General features: G+C 66.1%; 15 protein-coding genes. 6 read left to right on the forward strand and 9 right to left on the reverse strand.

The window, feature by feature from the left end; all coding sequences use genetic code 11:
- Positions 1-131: 131 nt before the first annotated feature.
- From OSH12_RS16445 to OSH12_RS16455, 3 genes are read left to right on the forward strand one after another with little or no spacing between them, the layout of a single operon-like run.
- A complete protein-coding gene (locus OSH12_RS16445) occupies positions 132-1,001 on the forward strand; it encodes a chorismate mutase (protein ID WP_266344673.1) in 870 nt (289 codons plus the stop codon).
- On the forward strand, positions 1,001-2,137 hold the full coding sequence (hisC, locus tag OSH12_RS16450; protein WP_266344674.1) for a histidinol-phosphate transaminase: 1,137 nt from the start codon (positions 1,001-1,003) through the stop codon (positions 2,135-2,137). Before OSH12_RS16445 ends, hisC begins: the two co-directional genes overlap by 1 nt.
- Positions 2,137-3,063, forward strand: a complete 927-nt coding sequence (locus OSH12_RS16455) for a prephenate/arogenate dehydrogenase family protein (protein ID WP_266344675.1) — start codon at positions 2,137-2,139, stop codon at positions 3,061-3,063. The genes hisC and OSH12_RS16455 overlap by 1 nt, the downstream gene beginning before the upstream one ends.
- A 238-nt stretch (positions 3,064-3,301) precedes the next feature.
- Here the strand turns inward: OSH12_RS16455 and OSH12_RS16460 are convergent, their stop codons facing one another.
- Entirely contained in the window at positions 3,302-3,973 is a 672-nt protein-coding gene (locus OSH12_RS16460; protein ID WP_266344676.1) for an aspartate/glutamate racemase family protein, read from the reverse strand.
- Between the two features lie 63 nt (positions 3,974-4,036).
- Positions 4,037-5,158 (reverse strand): DUF2125 domain-containing protein, encoded by a 1,122-nt coding sequence (locus tag OSH12_RS16465; RefSeq protein WP_266344677.1) that lies wholly within the window; start codon positions 5,156-5,158, stop codon positions 4,037-4,039.
- A gap of 71 nt (positions 5,159-5,229) precedes the next feature.
- Between OSH12_RS16465 and OSH12_RS16470 the strand changes: the two genes are divergently transcribed.
- Positions 5,230-5,766: a gamma-glutamylcyclotransferase gene (locus OSH12_RS16470; protein WP_266344678.1), complete on the forward strand. Its 537-nt coding sequence runs from the start codon at positions 5,230-5,232 to the stop codon at positions 5,764-5,766.
- Positions 5,767-5,775: 9 nt separating this feature from the next.
- Here the strand turns inward: OSH12_RS16470 and OSH12_RS16475 are convergent, their stop codons facing one another.
- The 4 genes from OSH12_RS16475 to ftsE form a co-directional block, all read right to left on the reverse strand.
- On the reverse strand, positions 5,776-6,567 hold the full coding sequence (locus OSH12_RS16475) for a lysophospholipid acyltransferase family protein (protein ID WP_266344679.1): 792 nt from the start codon (positions 6,565-6,567) through the stop codon (positions 5,776-5,778).
- A gap of 35 nt (positions 6,568-6,602) precedes the next feature.
- Positions 6,603-7,358 (reverse strand): YdcF family protein, encoded by a 756-nt coding sequence (locus OSH12_RS16480; RefSeq protein WP_266344680.1) that lies wholly within the window; start codon positions 7,356-7,358, stop codon positions 6,603-6,605.
- 92 nt (positions 7,359-7,450) lie between these two features.
- Positions 7,451-8,434: a cell division protein FtsX gene (locus OSH12_RS16485; protein WP_266344681.1), complete on the reverse strand. Its 984-nt coding sequence runs from the start codon at positions 8,432-8,434 to the stop codon at positions 7,451-7,453.
- A complete protein-coding gene (gene ftsE / locus OSH12_RS16490) occupies positions 8,427-9,086 on the reverse strand; it encodes a cell division ATP-binding protein FtsE (protein ID WP_266344682.1) in 660 nt (219 codons plus the stop codon). Before ftsE ends, OSH12_RS16485 begins: the two co-directional genes overlap by 8 nt.
- A gap of 474 nt (positions 9,087-9,560) precedes the next feature.
- Between ftsE and hpt the strand changes: the two genes are divergently transcribed.
- Together hpt and OSH12_RS16500 are read left to right on the forward strand one after the other, a co-directional pair.
- On the forward strand, positions 9,561-10,106 hold the full coding sequence (gene hpt / locus OSH12_RS16495; protein ID WP_266344683.1) for a hypoxanthine phosphoribosyltransferase: 546 nt from the start codon (positions 9,561-9,563) through the stop codon (positions 10,104-10,106).
- A gap of 248 nt (positions 10,107-10,354) precedes the next feature.
- Positions 10,355-10,744: a response regulator gene (locus tag OSH12_RS16500; protein WP_266344684.1), complete on the forward strand. Its 390-nt coding sequence runs from the start codon at positions 10,355-10,357 to the stop codon at positions 10,742-10,744.
- 318 nt (positions 10,745-11,062) lie between these two features.
- On the opposite strand, the gene OSH12_RS16505 is transcribed toward OSH12_RS16500, so the two are convergent.
- The 3 genes from OSH12_RS16505 to OSH12_RS16515 all read right to left on the reverse strand — a co-directional run bounded on the left by OSH12_RS16505 (position 11,063) and on the right by OSH12_RS16515 (position 15,025).
- Positions 11,063-13,618, reverse strand: a complete 2,556-nt coding sequence (locus tag OSH12_RS16505) for a TIGR02302 family protein (protein ID WP_266344685.1) — start codon at positions 13,616-13,618, stop codon at positions 11,063-11,065.
- A 232-nt stretch (positions 13,619-13,850) separates the two neighbouring features.
- Entirely contained in the window at positions 13,851-14,600 is a 750-nt protein-coding gene (locus OSH12_RS16510; RefSeq protein WP_266344686.1) for an SDR family NAD(P)-dependent oxidoreductase, read from the reverse strand.
- A 92-nt stretch (positions 14,601-14,692) separates the two neighbouring features.
- Entirely contained in the window at positions 14,693-15,025 is a 333-nt protein-coding gene (locus tag OSH12_RS16515; protein ID WP_266344687.1) for an ArsR/SmtB family transcription factor, read from the reverse strand.
- Positions 15,026-15,064: the final 39 nt, after the last annotated feature.

Here is a 15,064-nt window from a genome sequence, read left to right on the forward strand (position 1 = left end):
TTTTGCGTTTGGGCTTGCCCAATGTTTTCTTTGATTTTGCCCGTGGGCTTCCCTATGAATCGGCCGCCGCCGGCCGCCTTGGCGCGGCCTTTGTCTTTCCCGCCAAGAGCCGATCCACGATGGTCTCGACCGTGACAAAAAATTCTGCCAACGAAGCAGATGCGGCGACACTCGCCCGCATCCGGCAAACCATCGACGAGCTGGATGCCGAGATGCATCGCTGCCTGGTCGAGCGCGGTCAGGCCATCGACACGCTGATCAAGGTCAAGGGCACGAGCCGGCCCGGCGCTGCGTTCCGCCCCGGTCGCGAGGCCGACATGATGCGCCGGCTGGTGGCTCGCCATGAGGGCCGGCTGCCGCTCTGGACCGTCGAGCATATCTGGCGCGAGATCATCACGACGTTCACGCGCATGCAGGCGCGCTTCGATGTGTCGATCGACCAGGGCGTCGACCGCGATGCGCTGCGCGACACGGCCCGCTTCCTGTTCGGCTTCACCGTGGCGCTACACGGCTATGCCGACGCGGCGGAGACGATCACCCATATTCGCGAGACCGGGACCGATCTCGGCCTGGTCTCGGCCAACCAGCCGGCTTCCGCGGGCGCCTGGTGGCGGGCGCTCGGGCGTCCGTCCGCGCCCCGCATCATGGCGATGTCGCCCTATATCCGCATCGCGGGCCGCCCGGCCGAACATGCCGCCTTCGTCATCGCGCCAGAGCTTGCCGATCCGACGCCGCCCGATCTCGACCTTTTCGCCGTGACGGCGATCGGCAAGGATCCCTGGCCGGCGATCGTCGCTGCCGGCGGTGCCGTGCTGGCGGAAGCGGGCGATGAAAAGCTGATCGCGCTGCCGGTCGGCACGGCCGTGGCCGCGCTGGCGGCGCATGCCGGTTTCGAGGATGTGGCGCGCGTCGGCGCGCTGTCGCGCGGCATCGCCATCGGCGATATCGACGCCAATCCAGTTCTCTATGAGCGCCTCGACGAAGAGGCGGGAGTTTCGTGATGAACAAGTCGGACAAGATCGTCGACACCAAGCCCGCCGACCGGCCCGTGCCGCGCGCCGGAATTCTCGACATCGCCCCCTATGTGCCGGGCCGTTCGAAGGCGACCGGCGGATCGAAGCTCTACAAGCTCTCCTCGAACGAGACGCCGCTCGGGCCAAGCCCGGCCGCCATCGCCGCCTATCAGGCGACGGCCGCCAAGCTCGAGATCTATCCGGACGGATCGGCGGCGGAACTTCGCACCGCCATCGCCGACGCCTATGGCATCAACGCGTCGCGCATCATCTGCGGCAACGGCTCGGACGATGTCCTCGCCATGGCCAGCCACGTCTATCTGGGACCGGGCGACGAGGCGATCTATTCGAAGCACGGCTTCAACGTCTATCCGATCATGATCCAGGGCGCCGGCGCCACGCCCGTCGTCGCTCCGGAAAAGGATCTGACGGCCTATGTCGACGGCATTCTGGAGCTGGTGACGGACAAGACCCGAATCGTCTTCGTCGCTAACCCGAACAACCCGACCGGTACCTATCTGCCGTTCAGCGAGATCCGCCGCCTGCACGCGGCGCTGCCGTCGCGCGTGCTGCTCGTGCTCGACGCGGCCTATTCCGAATATGTCCGCCGCAACGACTATGAGAGCGGCATCGAACTCGCCGGCACCGCGCCGAACGTGCTGATGACGCGCACCTTCTCGAAGATTTTTGGGCTCGCGGGCGTTCGGCTTGGCTGGGGCTATGGCCCGGCCGAGGTGATCGAGGCGCTGAATCGCATTCGCGGGCCGTTCAACGTTTCCGCCCCGGCAATGGCCGCCGGCATCGCGGCGCTCAGGGATCGTGCCCATATCGACGCGGCGATCGCCCACAACGAGGAATGGCTGCCGCGCGTCACCGAAGGCATCCGTTCGCTCGGCCTCGACGTGACGCCGAGCGTCGCCAACTTCGTGCTGATCCACTTCCCGGAAGAGAAGGGCCGTCGCGCCAGCGACGCCGACGATTATCTCGTTTCGCACGGCATCATTTTGCGCGCGATGACCAGCTATCACCTGCCTAACGCGCTGCGGATGACCATCGGCTCGGCCGAGGCGAACGAGGCCGCCATCGCGGCGCTACGCGACTTCCTGCACCGGACGGCGCGCTGATGTCGGATCCCCTCTTTAACAAGCTGGCCCTTGTCGGCATCGGCCATATCGGCGCCTCGATCGCGCTCGCGGCGCGCCGCGCAGGCGTCGTGGGGGAGATTGCCATCTCGACCCGCAGCCCGGCGACGCTCGCGCGCGCCGAGCAGCTGGGTCTTGGCGATGTCTACTTCGCAGACGCTGCCGACGCCGTGCGCGATGCCGATCTGGTCATCGTCTGCGTGCCGGTTGGCGCGTCGGGCGACGTCGCAAAACTGATCGGGCCGCATCTGAAAGCCGGCGCGATCGTTTCCGATGTCGGCTCGGTCAAGGCATCAGTGATGAAGGCGATGGCGCCGCATCTGCCGTCCGCCGTACACTTCATCCCGGGCCATCCGCTCGCCGGCACCGAGCATTCGGGACCGGATGCCGGTCTCGTCGATCTGTTCCAGAACCGCTGGTGCGTGCTGACCCCGGCCGAGACCGTCGATCCCGCCGCCGTCGAAAAGCTGATGGCGTTCTGGCGGGCGCTGGGCGCCAATGTCGAGGCGATGAGCGCGGAGCATCACGATCTGGTGCTGGCGATTACCAGCCATTTGCCGCACCTGATCGCCTACAACATCGTCGGTACGGCTTCGGATCTCGAATCGGGCATCCGCTCGGAAGTGCTGAAATTCTCGGCCTCGGGTTTTCGCGATTTTACCCGTATCGCGGCGTCCGATCCGACGATGTGGCGCGACGTCTTCCTCAACAACAAGGAGGCCGTCCTGGAGATGCTCGGCCGCTTCAACGAGGATCTGGCGACGCTGACGCGGGCAATCCGCAACGGCGACGGCGACACGCTGTTCGAGCTGTTTACCCGCACGCGCGCCATCCGCCGTTCGATCGTCGCCATCGGCCAGGACACGGCCGCGCCCGATTTCGGCCGCCGGGACCATACGAAGGCTTAGGGTTCGATCTGCTTCACCCCGGATCATGGGTGCGCGCTGTCTCCAAGGGTTTTGGCACGGCCGTCGCCCCGGCGGAGGCCGGGGCCCATAAGCACCGTCCCGGCAAGACGTAGCCTCGCCTTTCGCCATGGGCCGGAGTGTCTGGATCCCGGCCTCCGCCGGGATGACGGCCGAGGTTGATGGCGGCATCGCGAGATCACCCTCGGGCAGAGGGACCGGCAAGACCGCCGGTGACGGACTAGCCCGCCCGCGCCAGTTCGATCGCCTTGCGGATCGCCGCCCGATGCGGGTCGACCAGTGGCAACGGCAAATCCCTGCCGACATCGGCCAGAATCGGGATCAGACCGGCGCCACCGAGCACGACGCGGGCGGCGCCCGTCCGTTCTGCCTCTTCCGTGATCACGGCGCGGCACAGTTCGGCATCGCGCGCCGCCGCATCGCCGATCGACAGGAAGCTGGAGATCCGGTCGGAGAGGCCGATCGTCGTCGCCAGTTCGGCGAGCATGTCGCACCAGGCTTCGCCATTGGTGGCGACCATGAACGGGCCCGGCTCGGCCGCCGCGGCGCGAAGGCCTGCCTCGGCGAAGCCGACCACGGGGCCGGGGAAGCCGCCCTGCAGCGCGTCGAGGCCGGGGTCGCCGAAGCAGGCGATGACGATCGCATCAGCCTCCGCACCGTCCTGCAGCTCGGCCATGGCGACATCCAGCACGGCATCGGCGGCGATCGCGGCGCCGGCCCGGTCGGAAATATACGGCGCGCCGAAGCGGGCGGTGACGGCGGAGACGGTGACATCCGCGCCGGCTTCGTCCTCGGCCAGCGCGCGCAGCCTGGCGGTGATCGCCTCCGAGGTGTTCGGATTGATCACCATCAGCCGCAACGGGCCTTCGGTTCGCTGGGGCCGGTCATTCATGCGGTATATCTCCGGATTGCTCGTCATGCCGGGAGCGGCAAGCAAGCCGCGCGCCAGACCCGGTCAGCTGCCGGCAATCCCGGCGGCATTGCCAAGCTTCAGCGGTGGCAGCCGGCCGAGCGGGATGAAGCCAGCCGAGACCCTGCCGTTCTTGATCGTCAGCGTCGTCTCGCGCCAGGTCTTGCCGTCGACCTGGACCGGCTTCAGGAAGGCCGAGAGCGGGCCGAGGATCTGCGCGACGCGGTTGCGGCTGCCGGGATGGATCGTCTCGGCGAGATCGGGAAGCTTTTCCAACTGGTCGACGCGGATAGCGACCCTGCCGGAGATCACGCCGTCGCGGGCGACCGTGAGATCGCCGCTGGCATTCGCCAGGAAGCCGCCGATATCGATGCTGAGCTGGCCGAGCTTGACCTGGCCGCCGGCAGCCAGCCACGCGGGCAGCGGATCGACATGGCGGTCGCGCAGTTCCGGCAGCGCGCCGGGCAGGATGGCGTAGAGCTTGGCAGAAAGGTCGGGCAAGGTCGGCGCGCCTGGGATGGTGGCGGCGAAGCCGTCGACGGTGGTGGCGAGATCGAGCGCGGTGGCGTCGCTGTCATTCTGCAGCAGATGCAACTCGGCATGCTTTGCCCGCGCCGCGGTCGGGATCCGCGGATCGGCCGGGGCGCTGATCGTGCTGGTCAGGTCGTCGGCGACGGCGGAAAAGCGCTTCAGCCGCGAAGTGCCGACACGAACGCTGGTTTCCAGCGAACTCCAATTGGCCTCGACGTCGATTGGGCCGAGCCCCTGGGCCATCTGCGCCTGTAGCTCGAGCGGCCCCCGCAGGGAGGCGAGTACGTGGCCGGGATTGTAGATGAGCGCGATCGCCTCGAGCGCGCCGACGCTGGCCGAGAACCCGCGCGCCGGCAGCTCCAGCGAAGCCGGCGTGCAATCGATGGAGAATTTGAACGGGAAGCCGCCGAGTTGATCCGCCGTGCAACCGATGACGCCGCCCTCGGCGATGAAATCGGCCTTCATGGCGGCGATTCGTTCCGTCGCGATCCGGTTGGCCCAGAACCAGCCGCCGGCCCACAGCGCGCAGAGCAGCACGGCGGCGACGATGACGAACTTGAACTTGCGTCCGACGGAACGGGACCGGTGCTTCGCGTCCGTTTGGGCGGTTGCGTTCGTCTTGGCCGGTTCGATCATCCGTTTCCTCCGTTGATGTGGCGGGCGGCGGCTGTTACGCGGTGACTATCAGTCTTTTCGAGGACGCACTCATGTCCGATTTCTGGGTCTTTGGCTATGGCTCGCTGATGTGGCGGCCGGGCTTCCCGTTTGAGGAGGCTTTTCCGGCGCATCTGGAAGGCGAGCGGCGCGCCTTTTGTGTCCAGTCCTACATCTATCGGGGAACGCGGGAACATCCGGGGCTGGTGCTGGGCCTCGATCGGGGCGGCTCGTGCCGGGGCATGGCGTTTCGCGTGGCGGAGGCCGAACGGGACGCTGTCCTCGCCTATCTGCGCGAGCGCGAGCTGGTGACGAACTCGTATCTCGAAGTCGAGCGCGACATCCGGCTTGAGCGGCCGGCGCGCGACTATGTGCGGGCCACCACCTATGTCGTCGACCGCGACCACCCGCAATATGCCGGCGATCTCTCGCGCGCCGCTGTGCTGGCGCAGGTGAGCGACAGCGTAGGGCAAGCGGGCAGCAATCGGGACTATGTGCTCGCCACGGCGGAGCATCTCGCCAGCCTCAATATCGAGGATGCCGATCTCGAATGGCTGGCCGAACAGCTCCTGGCAGCGCCGGCCGCCTGAGCCAAGGGCCTAGGCTGATTCGCTTGCCCGGATCGTATCGATGCGGGAAGCCGCTTCCGGCGGCAGCGGCGGCGGGTTGGGGCCCTCGGCTGCTTCGAGCAGCAGCTTGTCCGTCGCCGGTTCCAGGACGTTGATCAGCGTCGCCAGGAAGGTCTTCGAATCGAGGCCGGGCGGGATCGGGTCGAGGACGTCGATGACGATGGTGCCGGGGAAGCGGAAGAAGCTCGAACGCGGCCAATACAGGCCGGAATTCATCGCGATCGGCACCACCGGCACCTTCAGCTCGCGATAGAGGTGGATGATGCCGAACTTGTAATCCGGCGGCGAACCGGCCGTGCGGCGGGTGCCTTCCGGAAACAGGATGACCTGGCGGCCCTCCTGGACGGCTTCCTTCGAATCGGCGGCCAGCTTGCGCAGCGCCTTGGAGCCGCCGGCGCGGTCGACCGGGATCATGCCGGCCTTCCATGTGTACCAGCCGAAAAGCGGGATCCACATCAGCTGCCGCTTCATCACATAGGTCGGGTCGTCGAGCATATGGAACAACGCCATCGTCTCGAAGGCCGATTGGTGTTTTGGCGCGATCAGACCGCCGCCCTTCGGCAACTTCTCTCTTCCGCGAACTTCGATCTTCGTGCCGGCGAAAACGCGCAGCGCCCACATTGACGAGGCGGTCCAGAACTTGACCACGGCGATGGCGGCGCGATGCGGCAGAAAAAAGAAAAACGGAAGCGTCACGGCGAGGATGATCGCCATGATCAGATAGAACGCGGCCTGAAAGAGCAGTGAACGAAGGATCAGCATGGTGCGGTTCTACGTCGGCGTCGAAAAATACGGCGTCAGCGCAGGACCCCGCCTCCTGTCGCGTGGGTATGCGTATCCGCGGCAATCGCGGTCACGCTTTCCCCTCGCGGCGTCTCGAAGGCGAGCCGCGCACGAGCGAGCGTATACTTCAGGTATTCGCGCAGGAGAAGCTTTACTGATGTGGGGTGTCGCCACCAGCGATCCATTTCGAGCTGTTTGTTCGAAACCGGGTAGGGAATCAGTCGCACGTCGGGCATCGCGCGGCCCAGTTCCACCATGCTGCGGGGCATGTGGTAGTCGCTGGTAACGATGATCAGCGAGTGGATGCCCATCTTCTCGACCCATGCCCGCGTCTCGTCCGCATTGCCGATCGTGTCACGCGCCGCGTGTCCCAGATCGACGCGCTGGTCGAGCACGGCGCTCTCGGCGCGCTCGACCGCGCGGGCGATATCCTGGCGGCCAACGGCCGGATTCACGCCTGATATCAGCAGTTTTTCGGCGCGATTGTCCTTCAGCAGCGCCAGCGCGCCGTCAATGCGCGCGGTGCCGCCGGTGAGCGCCACGATGCCTTCGGCGGTGACGTCGGTGGGCGGGCTGGTGCTGGCCACCTGACGGGCGAATCGGGCGAAATCGATTCCCGCTAGCGAACCGGCGATCGCCAGCAGCAAAAGAACGGTGATCAGGGGGCGACGGCCGGGAGCCGGCAGGGGCGTGCGCGAGCGGCCGCGCGACGATGCGCCGGCAAAATTCCGTCGGCCAATATCCAGATCGGTTTGGGCCGCGTCACTCATGCCCGTCAGAATGCGAGCCGATTGCGGCCAAGAGTGGGCGGAATTCACGCCATCGTGACGGCCGATTGAACGGGATGAGGGCGCGCCGCCGGTCATTCGATCGAGGCCAGGTGTCGGTAAACGGTGAGTCGCGAGGTGATCGCGGTCATGACGCCGATCAGCAGCGCGATTACCAGCGCACCGAGATAGCCGGTCGGGCCGATGGCGAAGCGGCCGAACAGGGCGGAAACCTGATCGCCCTCGGGCGTCGCGATCGAGCGGCCGATGAAGAAGGAAAGCACCGCGAAAAGCACCGCGGCGCCCGAAGCGCCGAGCAGCCCGCCCTTCAGGCCGAGAAACAGGAAGTGGCGCTGGAATTCGCGCGCGATGAAGTTGGCCTCGGCGCCGACATAGTGCAGCACCGAAACGATGTCACGGTTCGAGGCCATGGCGCCGCGCGTGGCGAAAACGACCGAGAGCACCGTGGCGACGAAGACAAGGCCGAGGATCGAGACGCCGATGATCACCGTGGCGTTGGCCATGGTTTTCAGCCGGTCCGTCCAGTTGCGGTGATCGTCGAGGCTGGCGCCCTTCACCTCCTTGTCGAGGCGGGAGGCGAGCGCGATCAGGTCCACGGCGTCCGGATCGGCCAATTCGACGACGATCAGATGCGGGATCGGCAGGTCGCTGACATCGAGGCCGCTGCCGAGCCAGGGTTCCAGCAGCTTGGCGTTTTCCCAGTCTTCCAGCACGCGGGCCTGGGCGACGCCCGGCATCGAGGCGGCGATGGTCGCGGCCTTTTGGGCCTCGGCATTGGTATCGATGTCGTCGACCGGACGCACCTGGATGGTGATCTCGCGCACGATGTCTGCTTGCCAGCCGAGCGAGGCGTCGCGCACCAGCGTTACGGCGCCCAGCGTCAGGCAGGCGAGGAAGCTCATGATGGCGATGACGATCATCAGCGATTTGCCGGCGATCGACTGCGCCGGCACGATCGGCGCCGAAACCGGCGTGCCGCTGCGTGAGCGCCGCGACGGGAGGATCGCGCCGATCATCCGGCTGAACAGGCCTGGGCCTTTGATGGCGCGGTCACTCATAGATGGAAAGCCGTCCTTCATGCAGCACGAGGCGGCGGGCATCGAACTGGTTCATCAGGCCGATATCGTGGGTGGCGATGACGACCGAGGTGCCGAGCCGGTTCAGCTCGACGAAAAGGCGCAGTAGGCGCTTGGCGAGCGGCGGATCGACATTGCCGGTCGGCTCGTCGGCGAGCAGGATTTCCGGCTGGCCGATCAGCGCCCGCGCGATGGCCGCGCGCTGCTTCTCGCCGCCCGAAAGGATCGGCGGCAGGGCCTGGACGCGGTCGCCGAGGCCGACCCACTTCAGAAGTTCGATGACGTCGGCGCGATAGCTCGATTCCTCGCGGCCGAGCACGCGCAGCGGCAGCGCGACATTCTCGAAGGTGGTCAGGTGGTCGAGCAGGCGAAAATCCTGGAACACGACGCCGACGCGCCGGCGCAGCGACGGCAGATCTTCCTTCGGCAGCGTCACCACATCGCGGTCGAACACGGTGATTAAACCGCGCGTCGGCTTCAGCGACAGGCACAGCAGGCGCAGCAACGTCGATTTGCCCGCACCCGATGGTCCGGTCAGGAACTGGAAGGATTTTGGCGCGATCTGGAAGGAGAGGTCGCGAAGAACCTCGGCACCCATTCCATAACGCAGGCCGACATTTTCGAAGCGGATCACCGTGTTATTCCTGTTTCCGCTCTCTCTGTCGTGGCGTGGCCGCCAAACGGCGCGTTGGACGCCGCCGCGTTGACGCGTCGAGCGATTCGCACAGCTTGCCGGGATCAGCGTTAACGAGTTGTTAGCGATGCCCGGATGCCTGGGCGGTTCTGCCCGCATATGACATCCGATCAAGGCAAAGCAGCGGCACGCAAGGCCGCGGAGAGGCGGCAAATCTATCCGGCTGGGCGGCGATTTCGGCGCCTCTCACCCCGGCCAATCCAGACGGACGCTGCGCCGTCTGCGACAAATCGCGAGAAATCAGCAGGATTCCGCTCGTTTTCGCGCGTTTTCGGTGACATTCGGGCGTTGCGCGACTAAGAGAACTGCTTTCCCGGGCTTGCTTGCCCGGCCGGGTGCTTGAGACGGCGTGGGGCGGAGCGGAGAAGATCCGTTCCCCGGCGCCACCGATGCCCGCCAACGAAGGAAGAATTGATGCCAGTTGTCCGTGGCCGGTCGATCCGGGTCCTCTACGACATTCCCGCCATCGCTGCGCGCAACGCCGAGCTTGCCACCGAGATCGCCGCTTCCGGCTATCGCGACCTGCTCGTCATCTCGATCCTGAAGGGCAGCTTCGTCTTTGCCGCCGACCTGATTCGCGCCCTGCACGACGCCGGCATGGCGCCCGAGGTCGAATTCATCTCGCTGTCGAGCTACGGCACCGGCACGACCTCCGCCGGCACGGTGCGCGTGGTCAAGGACATCGAGAGCGAAGTCGCCGGCCGCGACGTTCTTCTGGTCGACGACATCCTCGAATCCGGCCGCACGCTCGATTTCGCCCGCAAGCTGATGCAGGAGCGGGGCGCTGCCCGGGTCGGCATCGCCGTGCTGCTCGACAAGCCCGGCAAGCGCGTCACCGACATCACCGCCGAGCATGTCGGCTTTGTTTGCCCCGACCTGTTCGTCGTCGGCTACGGCATGGACGTCGCGCATGCGTTCCGCGAATTGCCCTTCGTCGGTGTCGTCGAAGACGCCGACTGAAGCGTTTTCAAGCGAAGCGGCTAATGGTTCGCGCGAAGAAGGCGCGACCACCAGCCAGCGGGTTCTTCACGGTTTTTTGGACAGGCGCGTCGGTCATCGGCGCGCCTGTCCCGTTTTGATTTGCCGGTTTCCCGCGCGAGGTCACAATCTGTTTAGGGGAATGGGCGATGATCCCGGTCTGATTGTTTGATTGATGATCCGATCCGGGCAGCGTTTTTCCGGGAGATCATGCTCTGGGAATGGACCTGATGGCGCGCATTCTGGTGACCGAAGACGACGACGCAGTGCGGATGTTCGTATCGCGAGCGCTGATGATGGACGGTCATGACGTGCTGACGGCGGAAGATGGCGAAGACGCCCTCGACGTGCTGATCCGCGAAAAGGGCGAGTTCGACCTGCTGCTCACCGACATCAAGATGCCGATTATGGACGGCATCGCGCTGACGCACGCCGTCGCCGCTCAATATCGCGACCTCACCATCCTGATGATGACCGGCTTTGCCGATCAGCGCGAGCGCGCCGACGGGCTGGCGGAGCTGGTCTACGACGTGGTGACGAAGCCGTTTTCGCTGGCCGAGATCCGCCACATGGTCAAGTGCGCCCTAAACGCGAATAATCTCCGGGCTGCCGTCGCCTAGGGGGAGGCCCTCACCCGGCTCCTTGCCGCGTGCGTGCTTCGAGACGCCCTTTCAGGGCGCCTCAGCATGTTGCAGGCCTCATTGTTTCCATCCAGTTCTTCCGTGAGGAGCGGCCGCAGGCCGCGTCTCGAACTACGAACGGCGCTTGGCAAAGACTCTGCCGTCATCCCGGACGCAGCGAAGCGGAGATCCGGAATCCATGCAGCCGGGTTCTGGGGATTCCCCGCGTCTATCGCCACGGCTGAATGGATCCCGGGTCAAGCCCGGGATGACGGCGAGGTAGGATGCTCGGCGGCGCTTAGTTGGCCGAAACGGCCCTCAATACCGTTCCAGCAGCCGCTCCAGATAATCCCGCTCGATCAGCGGTCGTGACGGGTCGCCGAGGCGCTTGCGGATCATGTCGAGGATCTCGCGGGCGCGCTGGGTGTCGATCGCGTCCGGCACCTTCACCGATGAGCCGAGATCGGTGCCGCGGCCCTGCTGCTGGCGGCCGAGCGGGTCCTGGCCCGGCATAGGACCGCCCTGGCGGCTGCCGGTGCCGTTTTGGCGGGCCATCTGGTCGGCGAGGCTACGGGCGCCCTCGCGCAGCGCCTGCAGCGCCTCGCCCTGCGGGCCTACGGCCTGCCCAGGTGCACCTTCGCCAAGCTGTTCGGCCGCGTCGCCCATCGAACGGTCGGCCTGGCCGAGCTTGCCGTCCGGCTGCATGCCCTGCTGCTTCATCGTCTCCTGCAGTTCCCGCAGCATCTTCTGCAGGCCCTGCTGGCCCTCGCGCAGTTCCTTCAGCGCCTGCTGGCGTTCCTCCGGCGTCATCGGCTGCGCCTCGGCGCCGCTGCCATCGGTGTCCGGATCCATCTTGAAGGTCTTGTCCATCAGCTGCTGCTGACGGCGGATCATGTCACCAAGCTTGTCGAGAGCCTGGTTCATCTCGCCATTCTGGCCTTCCTGGCTCTGCTGCGAACGGCTCGCCTCGAGATTTTCCATCATCTGCTGCAACTCGCTCAGCATCTGCTGGGCCGCGTCGCGGGAGCCGGTCTTGGCCAGATTCTCGATCTGATCCATCATCTTCTGCAGGTCTTCGGACCGGAGTACCCGCGTGTTCGGGTCCATCGGCTGCTGGTTTGCCTGCGGATTGCGCGCGGCATCCTTCGCCAGCGCTTCCAGATACTGGTTCATCGCCTCGCGCAGGTCCTGCATCGCCTTTTCAAGCTCTGCGTCGGAGGCGTTGCTCTCGATCGCCTTGCGCAAGGCTTCCTGCGCGGCGCGCAGATCCTGAGCCGCCAGCGACAGGTCGCCATCCTCGATGCCCAGCGCGATCTGCCACAGGAAATCGACCGTCTCGACCAGTTCGGCGTCGGTGCGAGCGCCGGTCAGCCTGTGATAGGCGGCCCGCAGCGCGACATAGGGGCCGTTGGTCTTTAACTTGTCCGGATAGAGCGTGATGAAATCGATGGCCATGGCGACGGCCGGCGCCTTGTTGGCGTCGAGCGCCAGCAGGCGGCGCTGCTCGACCACGGCGCGGGCGATCGGATTGTTGAAGCTACGCATCGGCAGCGTGAACTCGATCGGCGGGCTTTCGCCCGATTGTCCGGCTTCGTCGGTGGCGGTCAGCCGCATCTTCACCTTGGCACCGGCCCAGGGATGAGCGGAGAGGTCGCGGATCGTCTCGCCATTGCCCTCGCGCATGCGCTGGCGCGGCAGGTTGAGCGGCAGATCCGGCGCGGCCACAAGCGGGCGGGCGCTGGTCGAGCCTTCATCGAGGGGCGAGATCGTGCCGGCGGCCGAAACCACGCCGTAGTCATCCTGGAGCGAATAGGCGAGCGACAGAGCGCCGCTCCGGGTGGCGGAGGGATCGCGCGTCAGCTCGATCTTTGGAGGTTCGTCCGGCGTCACCGCGAAAGTCCAGGACAGCAGCGCGCGGCCGCCGCGCGCCACATTCAGGGAGCTATCGGTCGAAAGCGTCAGCTTGCGCTCTTCCGGCGGCGCCACATCGGCGGTAGCCGGGGCCGGGCTCGAAGCTGTGCCCGCGTTCTTGGCAATGGGGGCATCGAAGGCAAGGACCTGGCCTGCCGTCGCCACCGCCGTGGCGGTGAGATCCGGCTCCACGGGCATCCGGAGCGTCACGACGGAGCCTTGCGGCACGCGGACGGCAGCGTTGGGGTCGAGGCTTCCGGGCCGCGCGGCATCGCCGGTCAGGAAGATCGGCGGCCGGCTCGTATAGGCCGGCGGCGTCACCCACGCATCGATGCGCGGCGGCGCTTCCACGGCCGAGGCTCCCGGCCGGATGGCGTCGGCGATGCGGTCGAGACGATCGGGGCCAGCCATCAGGAAGGCGACGAGCAGCACCAGCGGCAGCAGGAAGCGCAGCGCATAGGGATCGCGCGCATTCATGCCGGGAGAGGGCAGGCCGGCGGAAAGATGGTCGAGCTTTTCCATCAGGCGCCAGCGATGGGCGCGCCAGAGCGATTGCGTCAGCGGATCGCGGCTCGGCTGTGACAGGCGGTCGCCAAAGGCGGTGGCCGGGCGATGCTCCATGGCGCTTTCGCGCGCCACCCGCGCCAGCGCTTCGTCCTGGGTCGGCACAGTCATCCGCCCGAGGCGCAGGATCAGCCCGACATAGACGATGCCGAACAGCGCCAACGCGCCATAGCGGAGCGGATCGGGCAGTCGCGACCAGAGGCCGAGCCAGGAAAAGGCGAGGAACAGGCCGCCGAGGCAAAGGATGGGGACTATGCGCGGCCAGGCGGATTCCCAGATCAGCACCAGCCGCGCGCGGCCGACCGCCTTGGCGATCCGCTGAAACGCAGCCGATTCCAACGAAGCCGGAAGATCCGGCCCCGTTTTCGTGTCCGCAGTCTTGCCCGCGGGCTCGGTCATCACCGCTCCGTTTTGTCCGTCATGCCCGCCGCCCCAGCTACTGTAGCAACTGAAGTTGGGACGAGCGACCCCTAAGGCAAGGGTTGCATCGGCATTCCGGCACGACCGGCCGACGCGGCGGGCTTGCCGGGCAGGACATGCCAGAGCCGTTCAGCGCTTCATGGCAACGCTGAACGGCTCTGGCGCTTTGCTCGGTCGCGTTGTCTTCAGCGAACCGGTTATCCGCCTCGCTCTAGCGCATGCCGCCGGAGGCGAGCAGCAATTCGCCGGTCAGCCAGCCGGAATCGGGCGAGGCGAGGAATACGGCAATCGTGCCGATATCGCCCGGCTGTCCGATGCGGCCGAGCGGGGTCTGGGCAATCAGCTGCTTCTCCAGATCGCTGCCGATCACGCCGGCCGTTCGCGTGCCTTCCGTCTCGACGCCACCCGGATTGATCGAATTGACCCGGATGTTCTTGTCCGCCAGCTCCTTGGAGAGCACGTGGGTGATGGCGTCGACCGCGCTCTTGGTGGCGGTGTAGATCGACGAATTCGGCATCGGCAGCTGGCTGATGGTGGAGCCGATGTTGATGACGCTGCCGCCCTCGGCGCCGAAATGCTTCACGCCTTCCTGGGTGGTCAGCAGGAGGCCGAGCACGTTGGTGTTGAACTGCCGGTGGAACTCGTCCTCGGTGACGTCTTCGAGCGCGCCGAACTGGTAGACGCCGGCATTGTTCACCAGGATGTCGAGCGAGCCATAGGCCGTCTTCGCCTCGGCGAACAGACGCGTCACGTCGGCGGATTTCGACACGTCGCCCTGGACTGCCACGGCTTTGCCGCCCTTGCTCTCGATCTCCGCCACGACGCGGTCAGCGCCTTCCTTGCTGGAGGCGTAGTTGACCACGACCGAAGCGCCGGCGGCGGCCAGCTCCTTGGCGATGCCTGCCCCGATACCCTTCGATGCGCCCGTTACGACCGCGACCTTGCCTGTCAATTTGCTCAACTCATTCACTCCTGTTGGTATGAGTTGATTAGACATTTAGATAATCGTCTAATCGTTACAAGAGCGAGAGCGATCGATATTTGCGTCGGTTGTCAGATTTGGGAGAGCTGGGCCAGATAGGCGTCGAGCACGGGGCGCTGCAGCACGAGGCTGGCGAACTTGCCCTCGCGCACGATCTCGATCAGGCCCGCCGTTTCCAGTTCCTTCAGATGATGGGAAATGGTGGCGGCGCTGACCTGCTGGTTCTGGACGACGCAGCTGCACGCCAAAGGCGCACCGGCGGCGCCGAGATCTTTGAGGATCTGATAGCGGCGCGGCTCGGCCAGCGCCTTCGAGATCAGCACGATCTGGCGATCGCTGAGGCGCAGCGGCTCGGCGCCATGGATCTGGCGCGGATCGAGGGGAAATGCATCGGTGTTGGTCATTTCCCCTCCTATATCGGCGTTGCGCGGCAGTTTCGCAAT

It is taken from the genome of Kaistia terrae (assembly GCF_026344005.1).
Classification (GTDB): Bacteria; Pseudomonadota; Alphaproteobacteria; order Rhizobiales; family Kaistiaceae; genus Kaistia; species Kaistia terrae.